Annotated in this window: 20 protein-coding genes and 1 pseudogene; 9 read left to right on the top strand and 12 right to left on the bottom strand. The window is 75.0% G+C overall.

Going from position 1 to position 23,876, the window contains the following annotated elements; all coding sequences use genetic code 11:
• Window positions 1-100: 100 nt before the first annotated feature.
• The 4 genes from AB2U05_RS37120 to AB2U05_RS37105 form a co-directional block, all read right to left on the bottom strand.
• Complete coding sequence (locus tag AB2U05_RS37120; RefSeq protein WP_369185788.1) at window positions 101-823, bottom strand: hypothetical protein; 723 nt, start codon at window positions 821-823, stop codon at window positions 101-103.
• Window positions 824-1,033: 210 nt separating this feature from the next.
• On the bottom strand, window positions 1,034-1,474 hold the full coding sequence (locus AB2U05_RS37115; RefSeq protein WP_045701133.1) for a hypothetical protein: 441 nt from the start codon (window positions 1,472-1,474) through the stop codon (window positions 1,034-1,036).
• 140 nt (window positions 1,475-1,614) lie between these two features.
• On the bottom strand, window positions 1,615-2,349 hold the full coding sequence (locus AB2U05_RS37110; protein ID WP_369185787.1) for a hypothetical protein: 735 nt from the start codon (window positions 2,347-2,349) through the stop codon (window positions 1,615-1,617).
• Between the two features lie 109 nt (window positions 2,350-2,458).
• Window positions 2,459-2,641: a hypothetical protein gene (locus tag AB2U05_RS37105; RefSeq protein WP_369185786.1), complete on the bottom strand. Its 183-nt coding sequence runs from the start codon at window positions 2,639-2,641 to the stop codon at window positions 2,459-2,461.
• 190 nt (window positions 2,642-2,831) lie between these two features.
• Between AB2U05_RS37105 and AB2U05_RS37100 the strand changes: the two genes are divergently transcribed.
• Window positions 2,832-3,344: an RICIN domain-containing protein gene (locus tag AB2U05_RS37100; protein WP_369185785.1), complete on the top strand. Its 513-nt coding sequence runs from the start codon at window positions 2,832-2,834 to the stop codon at window positions 3,342-3,344.
• Between the two features lie 216 nt (window positions 3,345-3,560).
• Here AB2U05_RS37100 and AB2U05_RS37095 read toward each other — a convergent pair whose 3' ends face one another.
• The 5 genes and pseudogenes from AB2U05_RS37095 to AB2U05_RS37075 all read right to left on the bottom strand — a co-directional run bounded on the left by AB2U05_RS37095 (window position 3,561) and on the right by AB2U05_RS37075 (window position 9,078).
• Complete coding sequence (locus tag AB2U05_RS37095; RefSeq protein ID WP_369185784.1) at window positions 3,561-5,528, bottom strand: Helicase associated domain protein; 1,968 nt, start codon at window positions 5,526-5,528, stop codon at window positions 3,561-3,563.
• Window positions 5,529-5,601: 73 nt separating this feature from the next.
• A pseudogene (locus tag AB2U05_RS37090) lies at window positions 5,602-5,841 on the bottom strand (DEAD/DEAH box helicase family protein); the annotation flags it as partial.
• Window positions 5,842-5,921: 80 nt separating this feature from the next.
• The gene (locus AB2U05_RS37085; RefSeq protein ID WP_369185783.1) at window positions 5,922-6,629 is read right to left on the bottom strand and encodes a helix-turn-helix domain containing protein; all 708 of its coding nucleotides are present in this window, start codon (window positions 6,627-6,629) and stop codon (window positions 5,922-5,924) included.
• Window positions 6,626-8,743 (bottom strand): hypothetical protein, encoded by a 2,118-nt coding sequence (locus tag AB2U05_RS37080; RefSeq protein WP_369185782.1) that lies wholly within the window; start codon window positions 8,741-8,743, stop codon window positions 6,626-6,628. The genes AB2U05_RS37085 and AB2U05_RS37080 overlap by 4 nt, the downstream gene beginning before the upstream one ends.
• Window positions 8,743-9,078, bottom strand: a complete 336-nt coding sequence (locus tag AB2U05_RS37075) for a helix-turn-helix transcriptional regulator (protein ID WP_045701125.1) — start codon at window positions 9,076-9,078, stop codon at window positions 8,743-8,745. The genes AB2U05_RS37080 and AB2U05_RS37075 overlap by 1 nt, the downstream gene beginning before the upstream one ends.
• Before the next feature lie 193 nt (window positions 9,079-9,271).
• Between AB2U05_RS37075 and AB2U05_RS37070 the strand changes: the two genes are divergently transcribed.
• From AB2U05_RS37070 to AB2U05_RS37055, 4 genes are all read left to right on the top strand, one after another.
• Complete coding sequence (locus AB2U05_RS37070; protein ID WP_045701123.1) at window positions 9,272-9,769, top strand: phosphoribosyltransferase; 498 nt, start codon at window positions 9,272-9,274, stop codon at window positions 9,767-9,769.
• 514 nt (window positions 9,770-10,283) lie between these two features.
• Window positions 10,284-13,304 (top strand): LodA/GoxA family CTQ-dependent oxidase, encoded by a 3,021-nt coding sequence (locus tag AB2U05_RS37065; RefSeq protein ID WP_369185781.1) that lies wholly within the window; start codon window positions 10,284-10,286, stop codon window positions 13,302-13,304.
• Window positions 13,301-14,407 carry a tryptophan 7-halogenase gene (locus AB2U05_RS37060; protein WP_369185780.1) on the top strand — a complete coding sequence of 369 codons (1,107 nt, stop codon included), beginning with the start codon at window positions 13,301-13,303 and terminating at the stop codon, window positions 14,405-14,407. The genes AB2U05_RS37065 and AB2U05_RS37060 overlap by 4 nt, the downstream gene beginning before the upstream one ends.
• Window positions 14,408-14,496: 89 nt before the next feature.
• Window positions 14,497-15,843: a hypothetical protein gene (locus AB2U05_RS37055; protein ID WP_369185779.1), complete on the top strand. Its 1,347-nt coding sequence runs from the start codon at window positions 14,497-14,499 to the stop codon at window positions 15,841-15,843.
• Window positions 15,844-15,945: 102 nt separating this feature from the next.
• Here AB2U05_RS37055 and AB2U05_RS37050 read toward each other — a convergent pair whose 3' ends face one another.
• Together AB2U05_RS37050 and AB2U05_RS37045 are read right to left on the bottom strand one after the other, a co-directional pair.
• On the bottom strand, window positions 15,946-16,488 hold the full coding sequence (locus AB2U05_RS37050; RefSeq protein WP_045701116.1) for a DUF2165 domain-containing protein: 543 nt from the start codon (window positions 16,486-16,488) through the stop codon (window positions 15,946-15,948).
• A 10-nt stretch (window positions 16,489-16,498) separates the two neighbouring features.
• Entirely contained in the window at window positions 16,499-17,458 is a 960-nt protein-coding gene (locus AB2U05_RS37045) for a D-2-hydroxyacid dehydrogenase family protein (RefSeq protein WP_045710897.1), read from the bottom strand.
• A gap of 305 nt (window positions 17,459-17,763) precedes the next feature.
• Between AB2U05_RS37045 and AB2U05_RS37040 the strand changes: the two genes are divergently transcribed.
• The 3 genes from AB2U05_RS37040 to AB2U05_RS37030 all read left to right on the top strand — a co-directional run bounded on the left by AB2U05_RS37040 (window position 17,764) and on the right by AB2U05_RS37030 (window position 20,042).
• A complete protein-coding gene (locus tag AB2U05_RS37040) occupies window positions 17,764-18,429 on the top strand; it encodes a DUF4232 domain-containing protein (protein WP_369185778.1) in 666 nt (221 codons plus the stop codon).
• A 150-nt stretch (window positions 18,430-18,579) separates the two neighbouring features.
• Window positions 18,580-19,200 (top strand): dihydrofolate reductase family protein, encoded by a 621-nt coding sequence (locus AB2U05_RS37035; RefSeq protein ID WP_369185777.1) that lies wholly within the window; start codon window positions 18,580-18,582, stop codon window positions 19,198-19,200.
• Window positions 19,197-20,042 (top strand): alpha/beta fold hydrolase, encoded by an 846-nt coding sequence (locus AB2U05_RS37030; protein ID WP_045710895.1) that lies wholly within the window; start codon window positions 19,197-19,199, stop codon window positions 20,040-20,042. Before AB2U05_RS37035 ends, AB2U05_RS37030 begins: the two co-directional genes overlap by 4 nt.
• Before the next feature lie 76 nt (window positions 20,043-20,118).
• Here AB2U05_RS37030 and AB2U05_RS37025 read toward each other — a convergent pair whose 3' ends face one another.
• Complete coding sequence (locus AB2U05_RS37025) at window positions 20,119-20,553, bottom strand: DUF2690 domain-containing protein (protein ID WP_369185776.1); 435 nt, start codon at window positions 20,551-20,553, stop codon at window positions 20,119-20,121.
• 230 nt (window positions 20,554-20,783) lie between these two features.
• Here AB2U05_RS37025 and AB2U05_RS37020 point away from each other — a divergent pair, with 230 nt between their 5' ends.
• The gene (locus AB2U05_RS37020; protein ID WP_369185775.1) at window positions 20,784-23,831 is read left to right on the top strand and encodes a hypothetical protein; all 3,048 of its coding nucleotides are present in this window, start codon (window positions 20,784-20,786) and stop codon (window positions 23,829-23,831) included.
• Window positions 23,832-23,876: the final 45 nt, after the last annotated feature.

The raw sequence follows: 23,876 nt of genomic DNA, 5'->3' as shown, positions 1-23,876 counted from the left end.
TCGCCCTCTCCCCCGCCCCCGCCCCCGCCGGGCCGCGCGCCGTGGCGCCGGTGTCCGGGTGCCGGGGGGCCGGTACGCGTCGGGCGCACCGGCGGGCCGGTCAGGTGCGCAGGGCGGCGGTGACACGTGCCAGGCGGGTGGGCGGCAGGGCGAAGGCGTTGGCGGGGTTGCGGAAGGAGAGTGCGCCGTCATTGACCCGGATGCCGGCGCCGGTCGTGGACCAGTGGGCCGGTCCGCAGGGGCCTTGGCCGTCGAGAAGTGCGCGGGCGAGCGGTTCGGGTGCTTGGGCGCCGGTGCGGGCGCGTAGCGCGGCTGCCAGGCGGTCGACCGCGTCGTCGGGCAGGTCGTCGTCGCCGAAGGCGGGCAGGAGGAGCAGGAGGCGGGCGTGGGGGTCGTCGGTGCTGCCGCCGGGCAGGGCGTTGTCCGCGATGGCGACGAGCTCGGGCCACGACAGGCCGGGGCCCATGAAGTGGCCGTCGTCCCGTGCGAGGAGTTCGGCTCGTTCCCAGTCGGGGTGGTGCAGGAGGTAGTCGGTGCCGGCGTCGCCGTCCAGGGTGCGGTGGACGACGTGGAGGACGTGGCCGCCGGCCGCCGGGACGGTGAAGGCGGGCCGGCCGGCGAGCTCCCGCAGGTGCCGGTGGAACTGTCCGGCCGCTTCGTCGTCGGCGCCGAACAGCAGTTCCTCCGCCTCCTCGCTCGTGGCGCAGGAGTAGAGGTGCCCCGGCCAGAACAGCGGGTCGTCCACCAGCTCGGGGTGGTGGGAGAGAGGGCCGCTGTCATAGCCCGGTATCCGGGCGGGGTGCGGGTCTGCGGTGGTCGTCACGGAGGTCATCATCGGTGCCGGCACCGACACCACCGCCACCACCGCCGGGGCCGCGCCCCGACGTGACGCGTCAGCCCCGCGGACGCCCGGGCCCGGAGCGCCGTGCGGGCCACCGTGGGAGGTGGCCCGGACGGCGCTCCGGGAGGGGCTGTGGCCACGGTGGCGGGCGGGTGTGCCGGCCGCCGCCGTGGTCGCCCTCACCGGCGGTGATCAGTTGGAGCGGCCCGCCACCTGGTTCGAGTACTTGACCAGGGCGCTGTTGCCCGCCTGGTCGAACGCCTCCACCTTGGTCTTGAAGTCGGCGGCGTACTTGGCGTTCTTGGACAGCACCCAGAAGTCGGGGGCGCTGAACTCACTCGTGTTGCCCCAGTCCTGGACGGAACGGCACGCGGTGGAGACGGTGTCCCACCCGTAGCCGACGTACCTGCGCTGGATGCTGATGCACACCCTGGAGATGCCGCCGGCGTTGGTGTAGCTCCCCGACCCGGAGACCTTCTGGTACGCGTCGGTCTGGTTGACCACCGTGAAGCCGACGTCGATCCGGTCGCCTTCCGCGGCGTGGGCGGTACCGGCCGTGCCGAGCATCGCGGCCCCGGCGGCCGCGGCGGACACCGCGGCCACGGCGATCTTCCGGATGGACTTCTTGACCATGACGACTCCTTCGTGCTGGTTGAACGGTCAGCGACGAAGATGCCGTTCGGACGTAGACGTTTCGTCGACGGCGAGTCAACAGAACGTTCACGAAAGGCCTGCGCCCGCGTCCGGGGGCCGGTGGCCGGTGGCCGAGTCGCTCAGGGGACCCGGTCGGTGAGTACGGCGGGGCGGTTGGCGTGGGTGTACTCGTTCGCGATGTTGAAGGTGCTGGCGCACGTCGGGCACTGCGCGTCGCCGAAGAGGTGGGCGATCCCGTCCGCGAGCGCCTGCTGCCGGTCGCGCAGCGCCATCCGGTGCATCCAGCGGCCGGTCCCGGTGAGGTCCTCGGCAGCGGCTGGTCGCAGTTCCCGTCGTCGTTCCTCGTCGCCGTCCCACACCTGCGAGTAGCACCCGAACCGGCCGATGGCGATCTTCATCTGCGCGCCGCAGTGCGGGCACTCCAGGTCGTAGATGTCATCCGTGAAGCCCTCCAGGGCGTTCGCCCAGTGGTACTCCTGCGCGACGGCGAGCAGAGCGCGGAAGGAGACGAGGTAGTCCGCCGGCCGCGACCGCAGGTGCCGGTCCAGCGTCTCGCCGAACCGCGCGATCGTGGCGGCGCAGCCCGCCAGCAGGTCGTCGCAGCCGTGGTCCCCGGCCGCGCGCTCGAGGATCCGCCCTGCCAGGGCGCGCGCTTGCGCGCTGCGCGGCGCGAGGCGCACCAGCTGCGGCAGGGCGGCGAAGCCCGCCGGGAAGACCAGGTCGCCCTCGAGGACGAGCCGCCGGCCCAGTTCCTGCCACGCGTCCGCGTCGTCCCGGCGTTCCAGCCGCGCCAGGAGCGCCGGGACGCGATCGACCTCGAAACTGCTGTCGCGTCTGTGTGCCCGGTCCACCACCCCGGTATTGAACACCGGGCACCCGGCGGCCCGGGGCCGAGCCCCGTGCGTGCCGCCGCCGGAGGCGACCGGGACGGGAGGGGCGAGGTCGCCGAGTGGGTCTCGGCCGTCATCGGGTGGCGGTGAGGACGTCCAGGAATCGCGCGTGGTCGACCGAGACCGAGATCCGCGTGCGGGTGCCGGTCGCCGCACGCGCGCCCCGGGCGCCGCGCGTTCCGATCCGACGGAGGGTCACCAACGGGATGCCGGTGGGACGGGCGTGTTCGGCCACCGCCGGTTCGCTCTTGCGCATCTGACGGATGCTCTGCATAGTTGCCTGGCATTCCGATGATCACATCCGGCGCGACTGTTCCACCGCGACTATTGGCATGGTCATGGCCGAAATGCTTTCCGGGTTCGCCGCACCGCGGTCCCCTGTGCTGGAACCGCTCGGCCCCGATGTCCCGTGTCAGCACGTCCCTTCCAGGAATGAGGAGAAGGTCATGCGTTCCGCCGCCAAGACCGGGCTGCGTGCCCTGGCTGTTCTGGCCCTCACCGTGTCGGCCGTTTCCGTGGCTCCGGGCGGCGCCACGGCCGCGCCGACCGACTCGAACGGCAGCTTCCAGATCGGCACCTTCGCGGGCAAGTGCCTCGACGTCTGGGGCGCCGGCACCAACGACGGGGCCGGCATCGACCAGTGGACCTGCAACGGCCAGGCCAACCAGCGGTTCACGATCGTGCCGGGCAACGACGGGTACGAGATCCACACCTTCGCGGGCAAGTGCCTGGACGTCTGGGGTGCCGGCACCAACGACGGGGCCGGCATCATCCAGTGGACCTGCACCGGCAGCCCCAACCAGGAGTTCACGTTCGTGCCGCGCCCCAACCACCAGACCGACATCCGCACCTTCGCGGGCAAGTGCCTCGACGTCTGGGACGCCAACGTCAACGACGGGGTCAACATCATCCAGTGGATCTGCACCGGCAGACCCAACCAGCAGTTCACGCTCTCCTGAGCGGATCCGAGCGGCCTCCGGACGCGACAGCCGGCCGGACGTCGGCCCCCGTGCCCGCCCGCCGGCCGCCGTCCGGGCCGGCGGGCGGGGGGCTCACGGGTTCAGCCGCCGCAGGGTGAAGGCCGTCGCGCGGTAGGAGGACCGGGCCACGGTGGAGTTGGCGTGGGCGGCCTGCGCGACCGCGAGCCGGTTGCCGGAGTGCTGCGGCTCGAGGGGTCAGCCGGCGACGGTGTCGGCGGGTGGGTGGAGGGCGTCCAGGAGTGCGCCCTGGCGGTCGGTCAGCTTGCCGTCGGTGCGGGCCTTGTGCTGTTTGCGCAGCCAGGCGCCGGGGCGGAAGGTGGGGTCGGCTTCGCCGCCGGTGCGGTTGGCCGGGCCGGTGAGGGTGCCGCCGGCCTCCAGGTAGGCGAGCAGGCGGCGGTAGGAGCGGTTCCAGTCCGGCTCCAGGTGCCACAGCTCGTCCAGGACGGCCAGCTTGGCCACCTGGTCGCCGGTGAGGCCCGCGGCCCTGCGCTGGCGGCGCATCCACGCGCCGACCGCGTAGTCGTCGAGCTTCGCGGTGGCGGGGATGGCGAGGTGGCCGTGCTGGTGGTGGAAGGCGGCGGCGTAGGCGTAGCCGCGTTCCCAGGCGTTGGCGTTCTTCGACCAGATCATGCCGAGCGCGTCCAGCTCGAAGACGCGGGCCGCGTCGAGCAGGTGCTGGGCGTTCAGGTGGCGCTGGCGGGTGAGCCAGGAGATCAGCTCGGCGTGCTCGGTCCTGTCGGTGGGGTCGAGGTGGCCGTGCCGGTGGTGGAAGCCGGCCGCGACGGCGTGCATGCGCTGCCACTCGAGCGCGCGCGGGTGGAAGGCGCGCAGCTTGACGCTCCGCAGGATCTGGGCGGCGTGGCGGCGGGCGTTGATCAGCAGCCACTCGACCGGCGCCTCGACCGGCGCTGCGGGCTGTTCGCCGTGCCCGGCCTCGGCCGGCTCGGGCGTGGTGGTGTGCGCGGCGCCCCGGGGGCGGTGGGCGCGCAGTTCGGTGATCCGGCCGGCCACCCGGGCGTCGTGCGCGGCCAGTGCCCGCAGGACGCGCCAGATGGTGCGGAACGACGACGCTTCGATCTCGGCGTCGGGGACCTGGGGCGGGTCGGCGGTGGCGGTGTCGTCGCCGGTCCCGGGGGTGGGCAGGTAGACCGGGACGACGACCCAGGAGACCTTGCCCTGGCGGTAGGTCTGGCGCAGCGCCCGGCCCACGGCCTGGACGATGTCGATGACCGAGCTCTTGGGGTCGGCGAAGCACACGGCGTCGACGGCGGCGACGTCGATGCCCTCGTTGAGGAGGCGGGAGTTGCAGATGATGCGGCACTCCTCGCCTTCCTCGCCGGGCCGCTCGCCGGTGGGGGCCTTGAACGTGGCGAAGGCGGCGCGGCGGTCCTTGAGGCGGTCGGTGCCGGCGACGGCGAGTGCCGTCAGCCGTTGCGGGCGCTGAGCGTCGGGCAGCAGTTCGGTGGCGGCCGGCAGGCCGGCGGCGAAGTCGCGGGCGGCGGAGACCCGGGAGTGGAAGGTGATGACGCGGCGCAGCCGCAGGTCGTTGACGGCGCGCAGGACGGCGGTCTGCAACGCGAGGCGCAGCAGTTCCTCGTTGGAGCGCTGGGTGCGCAGGTCGGCGACGGCGGGGAGGTTGAGGAGGTCGCGCAGGTCGGCGTCGGTGACGACGGGGACCAGGACGCGGTAGTCGGCGAGGTAGCCGTGTTCGATGCCCTGGGAGAGGGTCCAGGTGAAGACGGTCCTGCCGTAGATCGTCTCGTCGTCCATGGAGCAGAGGGCGGGCAGTGCCTGGCCGTCGGTGTCGGCGAGGTCGGTCAGGCCGTCGTTCGCGCGCCGGTCGTCGGCGATTCTGGGGGTGGCGGTGACGTACAGGCGCCTGCGGGCGGGGACCTGGGTGTCGTCGTGGACGGCGGCCCACGCTTTGCCTTGGGCGCCGGCGGTGCGGTGGGCCTCGTCGACGACGACCAGGTCCCAGGCGGGTAGGCCGAAGTCGTGGTGGGCCTGGGCGATGCGCTGCAGGCTCGCGTAGGTGGCGTACACGGTGACGGGTTCGCCGGGCTTCTCGGCGGCGATCAGGTCGGCGATGCGGGGGGCCTGTGTGGTGACGCGGCCGCCGGCCTCCGCGCTCTCCAGTGCTTCCTGACGCGAGCACGCCGCCACGGCCAGGCCCCGGCGTGCGCCGCGCAGTGACCAGGCTTCGGCGGTCTGCTCCAGCAGTTCGGATCGTCGGTACCAGCACCAGGACGGAGCCCTTCGCCGCGAGGCGTCGGGCGCAGCCGGCGGCGATCAGGGTCTTGCCGGAGCCGGTCGCGGCGACGACGGTGGCGCGGCCGCCGTTCTTCAGCTCGCGCACCGCGGCCGCCACGGCGTCCTTCTGGAACGGGTGCAGTGGCAGCGGGTTGGCCGCGGTGGTGCCGGGCGGCTGCGTCGGGGGCGGCGGCGCGGCCTGGGCGGTGGTGGTGGTGGTCTGCACGGGGGTGCTTCTCCTTGGGGTGCCGAGGCGGCGGGCCGCGCGGCCGGGGGCTGCGGGAGGGCCGGGGCGGGCGGGCTCCCCTACCGCTGTCCGGGGGGCACCCAGCCGCGGACTTCGAGGTAGGCGATGTCGGCGTCCGCGACGGCGCGGCCGGTCTCCACCAGCCAGGCCTTCATGGCCTCGGTGACGTCGCCGTGGTGGTCGGCGACGCGCCGGGACCACTCGGCGGCGTCGAAGCCGCCGGTGGAGACGGAGCCGTAGGTGCGTTCCTCGGTGCCGTCCGTGCGGGGGACGAAGCCGCGGCGGATGCCGCCGGAGTCCTGTTCGGAGCCGGCGGAGTAGACGTACTGGTCGGCCTTCATCCGGACGGTGAAGGCCAGGCGGCCGCCGGCCCGGCCGGTGGCGTGGACCACCGGGGCGAGGTGGGCGGCGCCGGAGCGGATGGCCTGTTTCCCGGCGCGGCCGGCCATCGAGCCGCCGGCCTCGCCGACGGTGTCCTTGCCGCGGACCCGGGCTCTGTGCCCGGTCCTGGTGCGGCGGCGGCTGGTGTTCGCCTCGGCGATCGCGGCCAGGGCCTCGGTGTCGCGCTCGCCGCCGCGCACGGCCTGGACCAGCTGGCGCAGCGCGCCGACCATGCTCGCGCCTTTGCCGCGGGTGAAGAACTGGGAGACGAGGGAGGCGTCGCGGCCGAGCATCGTGGCGACCTGGCGTCTGGTGTAGCCCTGGTCGATGAGTTCCTGGGTCAGGCGGGCGGCTTCGTTGGGGGTGGTCGGGTCGGCGGGGCTCACTGGTGGCTCCCCCGGGCGGCGAGTTCGGCGCGGCCCCGGGCGCGCAGTGTGAGGTACTGCTCCTGGGTGGTGGGGTGCTGGAGGGGGCCGGTGAGGTGGCCCTTGAGGAGGTAGTCGCCGGGTTCGCCGCGGTGGGGCCAGGGCTGGCGTTCGGTCAGGGCGATGGCGTCCGTGCCGAAGTAGACGACCGTGCCGGGCTTGGCGTGCAGGGCGCCGGCGTGGCCGGTGACCTCCTTGCCCTGGCGGTGCTTCATGTCCAGCAGGGCCGCGCGGGCGCCGGACCAGACGTAGGCGGCCCATTCGGGGTGGGCGTACGGGTCGCGGGAGAAGCCGGCCTGGCGCTGCCAGGTCACCGTCTGGTCGTTCTGGCCGAGGATCTCGGCTCCGGCGGGGAGGGGTTCGCCGAGCGGGGTGGTGCCGGAGACCAGGCGCGGGCGCTGGGCGAAGCCGCCGAGGCCGAACAGCAGCACGGAGCGGACGGCGCGGCCGGCGAGGTGGGCGGCGGTGCGTTGGCGCTCGTCCGCGTGGATGCGGGAGAGGTTGGTCAGGTCCGCCCAGGCGGCCTTGAGGCGCTTGCCCCATTCGTCGAGCGGCTTGCCGTCCTCGAAGAGCAGGCCGTCCAGGACCTCGATCTTCCACGGCGTCAGGTGGTTGGACAGGGCGAGGTGGATCTCCGCGCCGCCCGCCCAGGTGGTGAAGGTGGTGCCGGGGGCGGACGGGTAGGTCCAGGCGCGGTCGCCGGTGACCGGCGCCGGGAGCAGGCCGACGTGGTTCCAGCCCTGCGGGACGGTGACGCGGATGTTCCAGTGCGAGCAGGACATCAGGGCCTTGGTCTGCTCCTGCTCGCTCATCGCCGCGAAGGCGTGCGCGGTGATGCGGCGCGGGGTGCCGACCGGGGACTTCCACAGGTGCTTGGCGTAGGCGAAGGTGCGGTCGTACTCGACCAGGGCGGGCAGCTGCTCCGGCACGCGCGGGGGCAGGATCAGCTCGGTGCGGCCCTGGCCGGCGGTGGCGTGCAGCAGGGCGCGCAGTTCCTCGGACAGGACCGGGTAGCCGCCGGCCCACTTGCCGCTGGTCGGGATGGTGCGCGACCACAGGTCCCGGCCGGTCTGCGACGGCGAGCCCATCAGGACGGCGTCGTCCCAGTGGCGGCGCAGCGCCTGCCACAGCAGCCGGAAGGCGTCCCGGCAGGTGAGGACGTCGGCGCCGTCCGGGTCGAACCACTCCCCCATGGAGCGGATCTCGGTGGTGGTGCTGTCCGGGGCGGCGGCGGGGGCGTAGCGGCCGACCGGCTGGCGTGGGTGGACGAAGTGGCCGGCGAGTTTGTCGCGGCCGGAGCCGGTCGCGGTGGTCCACCGCTCGGACGGGGTGTTCAGCCAGGCGGCGACGGCGTCCTTGAGGGTGCTGTAGCGCTCGGCGCCGTCGTGCCAGGGGGCGCCGGCGGTGATGTAGACGCGCTCGGTGCCGGGTGCGGCGTGCAGGACGGCGTCCAGGATCTCGCCGGGGGTGCGGGTGCCGAGGTCGAGGCGCACCGTCTGGTCGCGTACGGCCAGCGCGCCGGTCGTGGCGTCCAGGAAGACCGTCTGGCGGGTCTGCTGGGTGAAGTGGGGGCGTTTGGAGACCAGGCCCGTGGTGACGGCCTCGAAGCGGGCGCCGGCCGGGCCTTCGGGGAGGGTGGGCAGCTCGCGCGGGCCGGCCGCGTCGGCCGACGCGGGGGTGGGGGCGGGGGCGGTGGCGGGGGCGGGTTGCTCGGCCTCGGGCGAGGGCGCAACGGCGGGGGGCTCGATCGGCGCGGGCTCGGCCGCGGGCGCCGGGGCGGGGACGGGGGCGGGGGCGGCGTGGTCGTCGGTCCTGGTGGCGCGGACGGCGGCCGGGGTCGGGTCCAGCAGCGGGGCGATCCGCACGACGTCGCCGACCGAGAGCCCGGCGGCCTTCGCGACGGCCGGCGCCTGGGCGCCCTCGTACCCCGCGAGCCCGGCCACCCGGCGCGAGCGCTGGGCGGTGAGTTTGTCCAGCTCCTTCTGCGCGGCGGCGACGGCCTTCTCGGCGGCCGTGATCTCGGCGCGCAGCCCGCGCAGGCCGGCGAGCTCGGCGGTGTACGTCGTGCGGTCCATCAGGCCTGCTCCTCCTCGGCGGTGGTGGTGGCGGTGTCGAGGGGGCGGGCCCGGCGGGCGAGGGTGAGCCAGCCGTCCGGGCCCCGGGTGCCGTGGATGTCGGCCAGGCCCGCGAGCAGGAAGGCGTAGGCGCCGCGTTTGGGCGCGCGGGGCCGCGCGGTGCCGTTCTCCCACTTGGCGAGCGTCTCCCGCCGGGTCTTCAGCGCCCGGGCCACCTCGACCTGGGTCAGGCCGGCCGCCTTGCGCAGCCGCTCCCGCTCGGCCGGTGACGGCAGGTCACCGCCGTCCCGGGCCTTGGCCAGCAGCGCGTCCACCGCCGCGAAGATCTCGGACATCGCCCACCTCCTCTCCAGGTAGGCAGCATAGATCACCGCTTACGGCTCGCATTTTTCGTCGCACATCAGTCTCATGGCGGCCGCGGCCGCGCAGGCCATCGGGGGACACGCGCGGGAACGCGCACGGGCGGCGCGGGGACGGCGTGCGTGCCGGTGCTGGCCGCCGGGCGGGCGGGCGGCCAGACTGGGCGCTGTGACTGACGTGCGCGAGACGCTGGACTACCAGACCTTCGGCCGGGCGGTGCGCGAACTCGCGCAGACGATCGCCGACGACGGGTACGAGCCCGACCTGATCCTGAGCATCGCCCGGGGCGGTGTGTTCGTGGCCGGCGCCCTGGCGTACGCGCTGGACTGCAAGAACATCCATCTCGTGAACGTCGAGTTCTACACCGGGGTGGGCACCACGCTCGACATGCCCGTCATGCTGGCGCCCGTCCCCGACGCGATCGACTTCTCCGGCAAGAAGGTCCTGATCGCCGACGACGTCGCCGACACCGGCAAGACGCTGAAGCTGGTCCACGACTTCTGCCTCGCCCACGTCGCCGAGGTGCGCTCCGCCGTCATCTACGAGAAGTCGCACTCCCTGGTGGAGTGCGAGTACGTGTGGAAGAAGACCGACGACTGGATCAACTTCCCGTGGTCGACGGAACCGCCGGTCGTGCGGCGCGACAGCCAGGTCCTCGACGCCTGACGGCCTTGTCGGGGCCCGCGACCCCGAAGGCTTCGCCGCGATGGGCGTCGTGGAGGCCCTCGTCCACACCCACGACGTCGTCGGTGGTGTTCATGGTCGGACCCCAACGAGCTGGTGGGTGGGTGCGGGCAGCGGGCCCCGCGCGGTGCTGGTCGCAGTGGAACAGCCGCGCGTTGACATCCGATCAACGCCGTCCGGGCGGGGCGTGGACGGCGGCACCGGCCGCGGCGACGAGGACCAGCGGGGCGCGGCCCCTCGCGGGCCGGCGTCGGGCCGGCGTCCGGCCCGGCCCCACGACGCTGCCACCGCGGCCCGGGCCCGGGCGAGCGGTGCTGGCCGGTTGGAGTGAGAGGGCGCGCGCCGGGCCCGGGGCCTGCTCGTTTCGGGCGTAGTTCGCCGCGCCGCCCGTCGCGGGTCTGTGCACGCTTGACCGGGGCCCGAAAAGCCGATCCCGGTGTCGACCGTGCCGGTGCGCCGCCCCGCGGGCCCATCACCGCGCCGACGGGAGCACAGCATGACCGGGACCCCCGAGCCCTTCGACGACGCCGTGCGGGCGGCGGCGCTGCCGGGCTGCGCCGAGGACGCGGGCGCCGCGCTGCGGCAGATGTTCGTGGACCTGACCCAGGGGTCCCGGATGGCGCGCGGCCAGGACCCGGTCAAGCGGCCGGTGTTCCTCAAGCCGCACGGCGTGGCCCGCGCCGCGCTCACCGTCGCCGAGGACCTGCCGGCGCAGCTGCGCGTCGGCTTCCTGGAGGCCGCCCGCACCCGGCCCGGCGGGCTGGAGGCCTGGGTGCGCTTCTCCAGCGACACCGTGCCCGGCCTTCCCGACCTCAGGACCACCCTGGGCGTGGGCGTCAAGCTGTTCGGCGTGCCCGGCCCGAAGCTGCTGGAGGGCTGCACCGAGGCCGGCACCCAGGACCTGCTGCTGCAGAACCACGACGTGTTCTTCGTCGACACCGCCCAGGACATGTGCGAGTTCACCAGGGCCGGTGTCGTCGACGGCGGTTACGAGCGGTACCTGGAGGCCCACCCGGTCACCCGCCGGGTCCTGGCGGAGATGGCGAAGTTCGAGGCGAGCGCGCTGAGCGCCGTCTACTGGGGGGTGCTCCCCTACGCCTTCGGTCCGGACCGCTTCGTCAAGTACAAGCTGGTGCCCGCCGGCTGCGAGGGCGCCGACCCGTCCGCGACGCCGCCCGACGAGGACCCGGCCTACCTCGCCGCCGACCTGGCGCACCGGCTCGGGGCCGGCCCGGCCGCCTTCGACCTGATGCTCCAGTTCCGCACCGACGACTCGACGATGCCGCTGGACATGGCGACGGTGCGCTGGGAGGAGTCCGCGAGCCCGCCCGTGAAGGTGGCCCGGCTGACCCTCCCGCAGCAGGACGTCACCGCCCGCGGCCAGGCCGCGTACGGCGAGAACCTCTCCCTCAACCCCTGGCACGCCCTCGCCGAGCACCGCCCGGTCGGCAGCATCTCCGACGTGCGCCGGACGGTCTACCTGGCCTCGGCCGAACAGCGCCGCGACGTCAACGGCGTCCCGGCCGCCGAGCCGGGCCCGGCCCGCCCGCAGCTCACCCCGCCGCCGGCGCGCGACACCCGGATCGTGCGGGCCGCCGTGCACCCCGCGATCGGCGTGGCCCGGGTCGGCGACAGCACGATGGACGACGTCGTCCTCGCCCCCGAGGTCGACGACCCGCCCCCGCTGCCCGCCGGCAGCTACAAGGACGCCGCCGGCGCGCTGAAGCGCCAGGCCGTCCGCTTCCGGGTCTACGGCTACAACGCCGCCGGCGAGCCGGTCGCCGAACTGACCGCCGACAACGCCGACCTGCGCTGGAAGGTCCACGTCGTCAACTCCAAGGCGGCCTGGTACCAGTTCCAGATCGCCCTGGACATCCCCGAGGCGGGCCAGGCCGACCCCAGCAACCTGCGCAACCCCAAGGTCCCCGCCGCCCAGCGCCAGGACCTGCTGGTCATCGACCCCGGCCCGCGCTGGGTGCGCGGCCGCAACCGCTCCGGCGAGCCCCGGTACCGCTTCGACACCGGCACCTTCCTGGGCAAGCCCGTCTACCTCGGCGAACTGCGCACCGACGACAGCGGCCGGCTGGTCTTCCTCGGCGGCCGCGGCGTCTCCGCCTCGGCGACCGGCGCCCCCGCCGACACCTTCGCCAACAACGACGGCTGGCACGACGACGTCAGCGACGGCCCCGTCACCGCCGAGGTCAGCATCGAGGGCCGCCCGATCCCCGTCGACGGGGCCTGGGTGGTGACCGCGCCGCCCAACTACGCGCCCGAACTCGCCTCCGTGCGCACCCTGTACGACCTGGTCCGCGACGCCTTCGTCACCGAGGGGCGCCTGCCCGAGCCGGCGCAGGTGTCGTTCACCCGCGACGTCCTGCCGGTGCTGCGCCGCCTGAGCGGCCTGCAGTGGGCCAACAAGGGCCTGGCCACCCAGTTCGGCTTCGACGGGCGCGAGGACCTGCTCGCGCGCCTGGCCGACCTGGCCGACCCCTCACCGGTCCACCAGGAGCTGCGCCGCCAGGTGTGGCTGGCCGTGCGCGACTACGAGCGCGACGGCCTGTCGCCGGTGCCCTGGCCGGCCCTGTACGGCGACGCGATGAGCCTGCCGCCCCAGTCCGTGCGCCAGCACGTGACGCTCTCCGCGCTCCAGTACCGGCTGCTGAAGCGGTGGGCCGGCGGGGACTTCACCGACGACTACGACCCGCACGCCACGCCTCCCGCCTCCCTGGACGACGTCCCGTTCGCCGACCGGCCCGCGACCCTGGACCGGGCGGCCCTGTCGTTCTGCCTCGCCGACGCCTTCCACCCCGGCTGCGAACTCACCTGGCCGATGCGGCACACCACCCTGTACAGCGCCCCCTTCCGGATCCGCCACCGCCAGACGCCCGCCCCGCCGTACGGCCCCACGCTGACCCCCGAGATCGCGCTGGCCTTCGACGGCCCGCTGTACGCCCAGGCCCCGGGCGACCTGACCCGGTGGATGGCGGTGCCCTGGCAGACCGACACCGCCAGCTGCAAGGCCGGCTACGAGTACACCGTCGGCCTGGGCTCCTACGACCCGTACCTGCCCACCTTCTGGCCGGCCCGGGTGCCCAACCACGTCCTCGCCGAGGAGGACTACGAGGTCGTCGTCGACACCTCCCGGCCGATCGCCGAGCGCCTGGCCGCGTTCCACAAGCGCCGGACCTGGCTGCGCTGGCTGCCCACCCCGTACGTGGCCACCATCAACGCGATGGTGCGCGACTTCGGCAAACTCGGCGTGGTCGAGCGCCGCCCCGGCCCCACCGACGACCCCCGCCTGCCGGCGGAGGTCCTGGTGGAGTCCGAGGTGACGTTCCCGCGCGAGCCCGCCCCGCCGGCCGACCGCAACCTGCTCACCGTGCACGTCGACCTCGGCGCCGACCCCGTCCTGGGCGCGGCCGCCCTGGCCTCGGCGGCCACCACCGCGCCGGCCCCCGACGAGGAGGTCTCGGTCGGGTTCGTCGACAAGGTCAAGCGGCTGCGGCCGAACCGGTGAGCCACCCCGACGCCGTCGTCGCGGGCGCCGGGCCCGCCGGCGCCGTCGCCGCGCTCGTCCTGGCCCGGGCCGGCCACCGCGTCCGGCTCCTGGACGACGGCGGCCCGAACCGCGGTCGACCCGCCGTCAAGATCGGGGAGTTCCTGCCGCCCGCCGTCCGCCCGCTGCTGGCCGACCTCGGCCTGCTGGACGGCTTCCTGGCCGCGGGACACCCGGTGTCCACCGGCACGTACGCGGCCTGGGGCTCGCCACGGCTGCACGGGCGCAGCCACCTGTTCGACCCCTACGGGCACGGCTGGCACCTCGACCGGCTGCGCTTCGACGCCTTCCTGCGGGACGCGGCCGTGGCGGCCGGCGCCGAACTGCGGCAGGCGCGGGTGCTGGAGCGGCTCGCGCACGGCCCGGTGGTGGTGCGCGAGCGCGGGCGCACGACGCGGCTGCCCGCCCGCTGGGTGGTGGACGCGACCGGCCGGCGTTGCGTCATCGGGCGCCGCGGCGGCCACCGGCGGCGCCAGGACCGGCTGGTCGCCGCGTACGTGGTCCTGCCCGAGCGCGGCCTGGAGGCCCGCACCCTGGTGGAGGCGGCGGCGAACGGCTGGTGGTACACCACCCGCATCCCGGCCGGGCGCCTGGTGGCCCATCTGACCGACACCGACCTGGTCGACCCGGCGCTGCGCACCCCGCGGGGTTTTCGGGAGGCGCTGGGGCGCACCGTGCACGTGCGGCGCCGGGTGGCCGGGCACGAGACGGATCCAACTCCCGTGCCGCGCTGGGCTCCCGCCCACGGCCTGCGGCTGGAGCCGTGCGCCGGCCCGGGCTGGGTGGCGGCCGGGGACGCGGCGCTGGCCTTCGACCCGCTGTCCTCGCAGGGCATCCTGACGGCGCTGCACACCGGCGCCCGGGCCGGGCGGGCCGTGGCCGGCTGCCTCGCCGACGAGGCCCGGGCGGGCGCCGCGCTCGCCGACTACGCGGCGTTCCTGGACGGGATCGCGGCGGCCTACCGGCACAACCACGCGCACGCGTACGGCCAGGAGCGGCGCTGGCCGCTGAGCCCGTTCTGGCGCCGGCGCGGGCAGGAGCTGCGGCACGACGCGAGGTGGTGAGGGGCGCCGGGTGGATAAGTCGGTTGCCCGGGCGGGGCGCGGGCGGGGATCATCTGGGGCTGCGACCCATCCCCGACCTGCGGAGACCCATGCCCACCGAACTGTCCGAAGCCTGGAAGCTCTTCGAGTCCGGCGACCCGCAGGGCTCGATGCGGGTGCTGCGCTCGGCGGCCGACCGGCTGCCGAGCGCCGACGTCGCACCGCTGGTGGCCGAGCTGGCCCGGGGCGCCGGTTTCGAGGACCTGGCGCGGGCTTCGACAGCGCTGGCGGCCGGGCCCGGGCAGGCCGAGCACCTGTACGCCTACGGCTACGCCTGCGTCGAGCGCGGCATCGACGCGGTGGCCGTGCCCGCGCTGCGCGAGGCGCTGCGGCTGGTCCAGGCGCCGCCCGCCGCCCCGGCGCGCGGCGGCCTGTTCCGCCGCAGGCCCAAAGCGCAGGACGCCCCCCGGATCGGGCTGCGCAAGGTGCTGCTGGAGCTGGTCTCCGCCCTGGAGGGCTGCGAGCGGCACGCCGAGGCACTGGCCGTGCTGCGTGAGCACGACGCGCTGCTCGGTGACTGGCCGGAGCGGTACCTGACGGTCTACAACGCGCTGATGAGCGGCCGGGTCGCGCTGGCCCGGGAGGTGTACGGGGCGCTGTCGGCCCCCGAGGGCGTCTGGACGGGCCCGGGCCGGCGCATCGGGCGCATGCTGGAGCGGGCCGCGGCGCTGCCCCCGGTCGACGAGCGGGACCTGCGCGGGTGGCACTACGTGCTCACCGGCGGCCTGCTCACCACCTTGTCGCCGCACGGCTTCGACCAGGGCATGACCGGCCGCTGGGCCTACCTGCAGGACGACTTCGAGCACTGCCGCCACGGCCTGGAGCGGCTGCGGGCCGTGCTGGCCGCCACCGGCCGTACGCCCGTCTCGGTCGCCCTGCTGGCCGACCGGGGCAGCCGGGCGCTGGGGCTGGCGGCGGCGCGGCTGCTCGGCGTGCCGGCGGCGCCGTTCGAGCCGGGGGTGCCGGGGGTGCTGGTGGTCGCGTACGACCTCAACGCATGCGATCCCGCCGTGGTCGCGCAGCTGCACGAGCGGACGCAGGGGCAGCTGCTCTTCGAGCACGCCACGTGCTGGACCGACCCGCCGGCCGTGACGGCCGACGTGTCCACCCTGCTGGGGCAGATCGTGAGCGCTCCGTGGGAGGCCGGGCTGCGCTTCGACGAGGACGGCGACCGGGTGGAGGGCGAGAGCGATCGGCGTTCGGCCGAGGAACTCGCCGAGGCGATCCTGGCGGCCGCCCCGGTGGCGCCGCAGGGGGACGGGCAGACGCCGCCGGACGCGGACGAGGCCCTGGCGGCCTTCGCCGCCCGCGCGGGCGGCTCGGGCGGCTGGCCGGCGGTGGGCCCGCGTGACCGGGTCCGTTCCGCCGGGCCGGTGCGCAGCTCGCGGTTCGCGTGACGGTTCGGCCGTGACGGTTCGGCCGTGACGGTTCGGCCGTGACGGTGCGGTCGTGACGGTTCGTCCCCGCTCCGGTGCCCGCGGGCGCCGGGGCGGGGTGTCTCACGGCGGCGGGGCGGGCGGGCGGTGCGGCAGGTTGACCACCACCAGGGCCAGTCCCGCCAGGGTGACGTTGCGGATCGCCGCGTCCAGGCCGTTCCACGTCTTGGACTGCCACATCGCGAACCATTCGCCGCCGATGCCGATGAACCCGGCTCCGAAGAGCAGCAGCATCAGCAGCAGGCCCAGGCTGCTGAGCCGGCGTGCCCGCTGCGGGCGCAGCCACCAGGCGAGCGTGCCCGCCGTCAGCACCAGGGCGCTGAGCGCCTCCCAGGCGATGATCGCGACGTAGGCCGTGTTCTGCAGGGCCGGGGAGGTGATGGAGCGCCACATCAGGTGCTCGTCCCGGAAGGTGGTGTCCATGGCCAGCACGTGCTGGACGAAGTGCTGGTTGGTGGCGAAGTCGGTGACGTTCCCGAAGACCACGAGCAGCAGGTAGAGCGCGTTCGTGCCGGTGAGCACGGCCGCCGCGGCGGGCAGGGAGCCGAGGGCGAGCAGGCGCTCGCCGGTGGTGGGGGCCGGGCCCCGGGGGCGGGTGGTCGGCATGCGCACCAGGCTACGGGAGGGTGCGCACCGGGGAGCCGGCGAGGAAGGCCTCGATGTTCTCGACGGCCTGGCCGTAGTAGGTGGCGTAGTTGGCGCGGGAGACGTAGCCCAGGTGCGGGGTGGCCAGGAGCCGGGGGGCGGAGCGCATCGGGTGGTCGGCGGGCAGCGGTTCGACGTCGAAGACGTCCACGCCGGCGCCGGCGATGCGGGCGCCGTGCAGGGCGGCCAGGAGGGCGTCCTGGTCGACGATCGCCGCCCGGGAGGTGTTGACGAGGTAGGCGCCGGGCTTCATCAGGGCCAGTTCCGGTGCGCCGATCAGGGCGCGGGTGCGCTCGCTCAGTGCCAGGTGGACGGAGACGAAGTCGCTGCCGGCGAGCAGGTCCTCCTTGGAGGCCGCCAGTTCCACGCCGATCTCGTCGGTCCTCTCCTCGGTGAGGTGGTGGCTCCAGGCCAGCACCCGCATCCCGAAGGCGAGCCCGACCTGGGCCACCCGGCTGCCGATCCTGCCGAGCCCGAGCAGGCCGAGGGTTCGGCCGTGCAGGTCGCAGCCGACCGTGCTCTGCCAGGGGCCGCCCTCGCGCAGCGCGGTGTTCTCGGTGACGAGGCCGCGGGCCAGCCCGAGCAGCAGCGCCCAGGTCAGCTCGACCGGCGGGGTGGAGGAGCTGGCGGTGCCGCAGACGGTCACGCCGTGGGCCGCGGCGGCGGCGTGGTCGATCACCGAGTTGCGCATGCCGGAGGCGATGAGGAGCTTGAGCCGGGGCAGCTCGGCGAACAGCGGGGCGGGGAAGGCGACGCGTTCGCGCAGGGTGACGACGATGTCGAACTCGGCGAGGGCGCGGGCGAGTTCCTTCTCGTCGGTGAAGTGCTCGCGGAAGCAGGTGACGTCCACCCGGCCGGCGAGCGGGGACCAGTCGGCGAGGGTGGTCGCGGCGTTCTGGAAGTCGTCCAGGACGGCGCAGCGCAGCGTCATGTCGGTTCTCTCCGGTGTCGTTCGTGGTGGACGGATCACTCCATCCTCCTCGACCGTAGGTCGTCAAGGTGGTGCGGGTCACGGGTGTGTACCGGCGGGCGGTGGCGGTGTCGGTGGTGCGCGGTGGTGCGGTGGGGCGGTGTTCGGGCAGGTCGGCGGTGTGGTGCGGCGGGCGGCGGGGCGGGTGGGGTGCGGTCGTGCGTGTCACAGCACTGTTGTGGGGGCGGGGCGGGTGCAACGGTTCGTCCGGGTGGGGCGGTCCCGGTTTTCGGAAAGCCCGTTCGCCCTGTCTGGAGGAACCCGCCGTGCGCGTCCGCAAGTTCGCCTTCGCCGCCCTGGCCGTCGCCGCCGCCTGCTCGCTCGCCGCCTGTCAGGACGACGGGACGGGCTCCGCGCAGGGCGCCCCGACCGCTGCGCCGACCGCGGCGGCGAGCGTTGCGCCGGCCGCGTCCGGCGGGGCCTCCCCCGGTGGAGCGGGCAAGGGCGGCACGGGGAAGGCCGGTGCGCCGCCCACCGCCGCGCCGGCCGGTTCCACCGGGGCGGGGAAGGGCGCCAAGTGCCGGACCGCGGACCTGACCGTCACCGCGGCGGACCGCACCATCACCGGCGACGCCGAGAACACCGTCGTGGTCGAGCTGAAGAACCACAGCGGCAAGGACTGCACGCTCTCCGGATACGCGGGCGTCGACCTGAAGACCTCCGCGGGCACCGTGTCCGCGAAGCGCTCCGGCGAGCCGGTCGTCGCGGGCGTGGTGGCGGCCGGCAAGTCGACCTACTTCGGCATCAGCTACCCGGCCAACACCTCGGGCGGATCCGGCGTGCGGATCACCGGCCTGGTGGTGACCCCGCCGGACGAGACCCAGTCGGTCACCCTGGCCTGGCCGGGCGCCGGCTCGCTGCCCGTCACGGACGGCAGCGGGACCCCGGTGAAGATCGGCCCGATGGGAAGCGCCGGCCAGGGCGGCCAGTGACCGGGGCGGGCCTTCGGCGGCGTCGGCGGCGCGGTTGCCGGTCGACGTCCGGGGCCGGGCAGGACATCGGGTGACGGCGCGGCGATGAGTTTTCCGGCCTGCGGGGGTCTACCTCTCGACGGGGACGAATCCATTCATCGGGAGTACGGCATGGGCCTGATCCACATCGAGCTGTTCGCGACCCTCGACCTCGTCGGGCAGTCGCCCGGCGGGCCGGACGAGGACCCGGCGGGCTTCCCGTTCGGCGGCTGGCAGGTGCCCCTGCTGAACGAGGTCACCGGGGCGCAGATCCAGGCCGCGTACGAGGGCACGGACGCGCTGCTGCTGGGGCGGCGCACGTACGACATCTTCGCCGCGTACTGGCCGCACCAGGAGGAGGGCGGGGGCGGCGGGTTCGCCGGGTTGTTCAACCGCGTCCCCAAGTACGTGGCCTCCCGTGGCACGCCGGACCTCTCCTGGGCCGGGTCGGTGCAGTTGGGGCCGGATCTGGGCGCCGAGGTCGGCGCGCTGCGCGAGCGGCACGAGCACGTGACGGTCGTCGGCAGCCTGGACCTGGTGCAGAGCCTGCTGCGGGACAGGCTCTTCGACCGCCTCGACCTGTGGGTGCACCCGGTCGTGCTCGGCGTCGGGAAGAAGGTGTTCGACGGCGGCGCGGTGCCCACGAACCTGACGCTGCTGGAGCCTGCGGTGACCGGCCCGCAGGGCACGGTGTTCCTGCGCTACGCCCTGGCCGGCGGGACGCCCGCGATGGGCGACATGGGCGCGCGGTGACCACGGTCGACGTCAACGGGATCGCGGTGGGCGTGGAGTCGTTCGGTGCCCGGGGCGCGCCGCTCGTGCTGCTCGCGGGCGGGCCGACGATGCTGTCCTGGCCCGACGCGCTGTGCGGGCGCCTGGCCGCCGGCGGGCGGCGGGTGGTGCGCTACGACCTGCGCGACAGCGGGGAGTCGACGACGGCCGACCCGCGGGCGCCCGCCTACACCCTGCGCACCCTCGCCGCCGACGCCGCCGCCCTGGCCGGCGCGCTCGGCGGCGGCGCAGGTGCGCACCTGGCGGGGATCGGCGTGGGCGGGCTGGTCGCCCAGGTGGCCGCGCTCGACCACCCGGGCGCGTTCCGCGCGCTCACCCTCGCCTGCACCCGCCCCGTCGCCCCCGGCCCGCCCGACGACGACCTGCCCGGCCACGACGGGGCGACGATGGGCCGGCTGTTCGCGCGGGCGGCGCCCGACTGGGCCGACCGCGAGGCGGTCGCCGAGTTCGCGGCGGCCGGCGCGCGGATCCTGGGCGACGACCCGGCGGCGGCGCGCGCCCTCGCCGCCCGTGTGTGGGAGCGCACCCCCGCCGCCGCTGCCCCGGTCCACCTGGCCAACCAGCTGGGCCTGGTGTTCTCCCGGCTCGACTGCACGCCCCGCTGGCGCGAGCGCCTGCCCGGGATCGCCGTGCCCGCGCTCGTCGTCCACGGCCGCCGCAACCGCTTCTTCCCCCTCGGCAACGGCCGGGCGCTGGCCCGCGAGATCCCCGGAGCCCGGCTGCTCGTCCTCGACGAGGCCGCCACCGCGATCCCCGACGCGGCGGCGGGCGAGGTCGCCGCCGCGATGCTCGCCCTCGGGTAGCGGACGGCGCCGGTGGCGCACGCGTCGCGGCCCCTCCCCCGGGCGGGCCGCGACGCCCTCACCCCGCCGGCGGCGGTCAGTAGTCGCCGGTCTGGCCCCAGACGTTCACGCCGTCGTCGTCGATCATGGCGTGCGCGGTGTACCCGGCGTCGTTGATCATCCCGGTCCACGCGTGCGAGCCGTCCGTGACGTCCTGGCTGTAGACCGACGGGTTGCCGGCGCGCTCGACCCTGATCGTGTCGCCGGCCGGCGCCCAGGACTCGGCCCACACCGCCCGGCAGGACGGGCTGTAGTAGAGGTGGACGACGTGGCGCAGCTCGTTGTGCGCGCTGTAGATCTCGCGCCCGTCCGAGGAGCAGTAGGTCTTGTACGGGTTCAGGTGGCTGCAGCTCTCGGCGTAGCACGAGGTCCTGGCCGGCTGTGCCGAGGCGGTGCCCGCGCCTACGCCCGCGGTCAGTGCGCCCAGGGCCATCGTCAGTGACGCGAGCGATACGGCGAGGTGTTTGCGCATGTCGGTCGATCCCCCTTCACGTGCCGTGGTGGGTCCACGGCTTCGGGTGTGGGGCGGTCCGCTGCCCGGTCCGCCCTGCCGTCCCAGCATCGGGGCCGCCCGCGGTCGCGTCGCCCTGTTTCAACGTGCGTTGAAACAGGGCGGATCGGGCGGGCGCCGGCTGTCACGTTCGGTGAGCGGGGCCGGTGCTCGGGTCTGCCGGGGGGTGGGGGCGGTGGGAGGATGGCGGTGTGGAGGCGCTGCACGACTGGCTGGCGCGGCGGGGCGTGGACACCGGGATGATCTGGGAGCTGCCCCGCTGGAACGCGGCCCTGCCGCCGGACGGGGACGGGCGCCCGGGGCGCCGTGGCGGGCGGGCGGGGGCGGCGGGCGGGGCCTGGGCGGCGGCGCACGAGGAGCTGGTGGAGCGCACGCTGGGGCCGTGCGTGCGGAAGGTGGCCGGGGTGCCGGGGGGTGTGGCGCGGCTGCTGCTGCTGGTGCTGGAGGAGGTGGAGCAGGCCTGGCAGGTCTCGTACACCTTCGACCGGTTGCTGGGCACCCTGCACGGGGCCGAGAGGTGCCTGGCGGCCGTTCACGCGCCGTGTTCCCCGGACGACCTGGCGGCGCGGCAGGCCGTCCGGGCTCTGATGTGGAGCCTGGACGCGCAGATCCGCTCGGAGGAGGCCATGACCAGCGGCCTGCTGGACGTGCGGGCCGACCGGGCGGACGACGCGGCCCTGTGGGCCCGGCGGGCGGTGCGGCTGATGCGGGGGGTGTCACCGCGCTTTTGCCTCACTCACGGTGACGTCGCGCGGGAGGTCGTCCGGCTGGGGCGGCTGTACGACGGCTACCAGCGCACGATGGCCATGGCCACGCGGGCGCTCGCCGCGTTCTACGCCTGCGGCGCGCCGCTGGACGACGCGGTCGAGGCGTTGCGCCGGGCCGAGGGCGACGGGGCCATCGCGGGTGACGAGGGCAGCGTGAGCGAGCTGCGGGCGCTGCGTTACAGCCTGCTGGAGCTGCAGGAACGGGCGAGGCAGCGGTGGCTGCGGGTGGGGCACGGCAAGCTGGTCTACCTGTACCCGTTCGCGGTGCGCGGGGTGGAGCCCGCCGACCTGGTCGAGGCGGTCGGGCAGGAGGAGGCGCCGCGGTGGGAGCTGGCGGGCACCCGCCCGGTGCGGGCGCACGGCTCGCTCGAACTCGACGACGTGTGGAAGAGCCACGACAGTCTGGAGCGCCGCTACGACGGTGCGCTGGTGGTGATGCCGGACGCGGTCGTGCGCGCGCCGGACGGCCGGGCGCTGGCCCGGCTCGGCGTGCAGGTGCGGCTGTCGCTGCTGGGCAACCACTACGTGCGGTTCGAGGCGGATCTGACCGACGTGTCGGCGGTCAAGCTGTTCGCCATGCTGTTCTGGGCCGGGCCGGAGGCCGGGGCGCTGGACATCGCCTTCGACGGCACGGACCCGAAAGCGGACGGCGGCGGCGGAGGCGGCGGGGACGGCGGCGGTAGCCGGGCGCGGTGGCCCCGCCTGTCGGACCTGGCGATGGCGCTGGCCCAGGACTCGGTGCCCACCCGGCCGGGGGCGGCGCGGGCGGTGGTGTGCCGGCCGGGCCTGTACCAGGTGGTCATGGAGGTGACCGCCGCCTACACGGTCGTCGGGCCGGCCGGGGAGAAGCGCTCGGAGATCCTGACGGGCGGGCAGTTCGCCGAGGCGGTCGGGGCGCGCATCCTGACGAGTCCGGCACCGAGCCTGATGGGGTCGATGGCGGAGTGGATCCGGTACGCGGAGGCCACCCCGGCCTCGCCGGACATCACCGGCACCACCGGGGAGTGGATCCTGCGGACCTGCAACACCACGCTCCTGGTCTCCCTCGGCCTGCCGGCCTTCGTCCGGGACACCTGGGGCTCGATCCTGGAGTTCGCCTCCTCCCTGGACGGGCTGCTGGAGGGCTGGTCCACCGACCTGGCCAAGCACCACCGGGACGCCAAGGCCCGCGAGGACGAGGCCGACGCGCTGGGCGACAAGGCCAGCAGCCACGCGCTGCGCAGGCTCTCCGACCAGCTGGACCAGGAGAAGCTGAAGCTGGACCGGCTGGCCGTCGACGTCCACGCCAAGAGCGCGCTGTTCCAGTCGCCGTCGCTGCTCGCCTCCCCGCTGGCGGCGCAGCGGTTGCGGGTGCTGCTGGAGGCGTCCGGCTACCAGCGCAAGGCCGACGAGTTGTCGCGGTCGATCGCCGAGGTGACCCAGGAGCAGCTGACGGGCGCGATCGAGAAGCTGGCCCGGGAGCGCAAGGAGAGCGAGAAGGACGAGCGCGAGGCCATGCAGCGGCGCCAGCGGGTGAAGGTGGACACCCTGCTGGCGGTGATCGCGGGGATGAGCATCGCGGGGCTGGGCCAGGTGTTGGAGGCCGGGTTGGACTACCACCAGGCGCTGTGGGTGGTGCTGACGGTCGTGGGGGTCCTGGTGCTCGCCGCCCTGCTCGGCCTGTACGTGTACCGCACGTCGGGCGAGCGGCGCGCCGGCGGGGAGGGCGGGGAGGGGGCGCGGGCGGTGGTGCGCGATGTCGGGGCGGACGATCCGCTGCTGGTGGCGGCCTACCGTGAACTGCTGGAAGTGTCGTTCGCCCCGGACGAGTTGGACACCCTGGAGCGGATGCGCGAGTCGATGGCCGAGGGGCGGCTGGTGGTGGCGGCCGTCGCGGACGGGCAGGGCCGGCCGCTGGCGGTGGCGTGCGGCGAGTGGTCGGCGCACGCGCGCACCCTGCTGCTGGCCTATCTGGCGGTGCGGGAGGACCAGCGTTCGCGCGGGCTGGGCGGGCGTCTGCTGGTGGAGGCCTGCCGGGCCTGGCAGGAGCGGTTCCGGCCGGCCCTCACGCTGGCCGAGGTCGCCCACCCGCGGGCCCACCACGGCAGTCGCGGTACCGGGCGCGCGGTGGCGCGGCTGCGCTTCTACGCCCGCCACGGGGCCCGGGCCCTGGACCTGCCGTACTTCCAGCCCTCGCTCGGGCCCGGCCGCGCCCGGGTCTACGGGATGCTGCTGCTCGTCCTGGGTGTGGGCAGCGGGTTCGGGTCGCTGGAGGAGGTGCGGGCGGTGCCGGCGGAGCCGGTGCGGGTGTTCCTCACCGACTACCTGCTGGAGACCGAGGGCCGGGTGGGCACCGATCGGGCCACGCGCGACCTGCAGGCCGCGGTGGCCCGCCAGGACGGCATCCCGCTGCTGCCGCTGCTGCCCCTGGACCGCGGCGAGGGCCTGCCCCGGTCCGTGCCGCCGGCGGCGTCCTCGCGCGGGGTCGGCTGACGCGTTTGCCGGGGGGCGGCACACGAACGGGCGGCCGATCATATG

This window comes from Streptomyces sp. Y1, from assembly GCF_041053115.1.
GTDB classification, from domain to species: domain Bacteria; phylum Actinomycetota; class Actinomycetes; order Streptomycetales; family Streptomycetaceae; genus Kitasatospora; species Kitasatospora rubellomurina.
This window is presented reverse-complemented; position numbering and strand designations above follow the sequence as displayed.

What these genes read in the sequence shown, in the direction of transcription:
- AB2U05_RS37105 (WP_369185786.1), bottom strand. Translation starts at nt 2,641, where the DNA reads ATGCGCAAGAGCGAACCGGCGGTGGCCGAACACGCCCGTCCCACCGGC.
- AB2U05_RS37080 (WP_369185782.1), bottom strand. Translation starts at nt 8,743, where the DNA reads ATGGACCGCACGACGTACACCGCCGAGCTCGCCGGCCTGCGCGGGCTG.
- AB2U05_RS37025 (WP_369185776.1), bottom strand. Translation starts at nt 20,553, where the DNA reads ATGCGCAAACACCTCGCCGTATCGCTCGCGTCACTGACGATGGCCCTG.
- AB2U05_RS37065 (WP_369185781.1), top strand. Translation starts at nt 10,284, where the DNA reads ATGACCGGGACCCCCGAGCCCTTCGACGACGCCGTGCGGGCGGCGGCG.
- AB2U05_RS37035 (WP_369185777.1), top strand. Translation starts at nt 18,580, where the DNA reads ATGGGCCTGATCCACATCGAGCTGTTCGCGACCCTCGACCTCGTCGGG.
- AB2U05_RS37050 (WP_045701116.1), bottom strand. Translation starts at nt 16,488, where the DNA reads ATGCCGACCACCCGCCCCCGGGGCCCGGCCCCCACCACCGGCGAGCGC.
- AB2U05_RS37100 (WP_369185785.1), top strand. Translation starts at nt 2,832, where the DNA reads ATGCGTTCCGCCGCCAAGACCGGGCTGCGTGCCCTGGCTGTTCTGGCC.
- AB2U05_RS37055 (WP_369185779.1), top strand. Translation starts at nt 14,497, where the DNA reads ATGCCCACCGAACTGTCCGAAGCCTGGAAGCTCTTCGAGTCCGGCGAC.
- AB2U05_RS37075 (WP_045701125.1), bottom strand. Translation starts at nt 9,078, where the DNA reads ATGTCCGAGATCTTCGCGGCGGTGGACGCGCTGCTGGCCAAGGCCCGG.
- AB2U05_RS37115 (WP_045701133.1), bottom strand. Translation starts at nt 1,474, where the DNA reads ATGGTCAAGAAGTCCATCCGGAAGATCGCCGTGGCCGCGGTGTCCGCC.
- AB2U05_RS37045 (WP_045710897.1), bottom strand. Translation starts at nt 17,458, where the DNA reads ATGACGCTGCGCTGCGCCGTCCTGGACGACTTCCAGAACGCCGCGACC.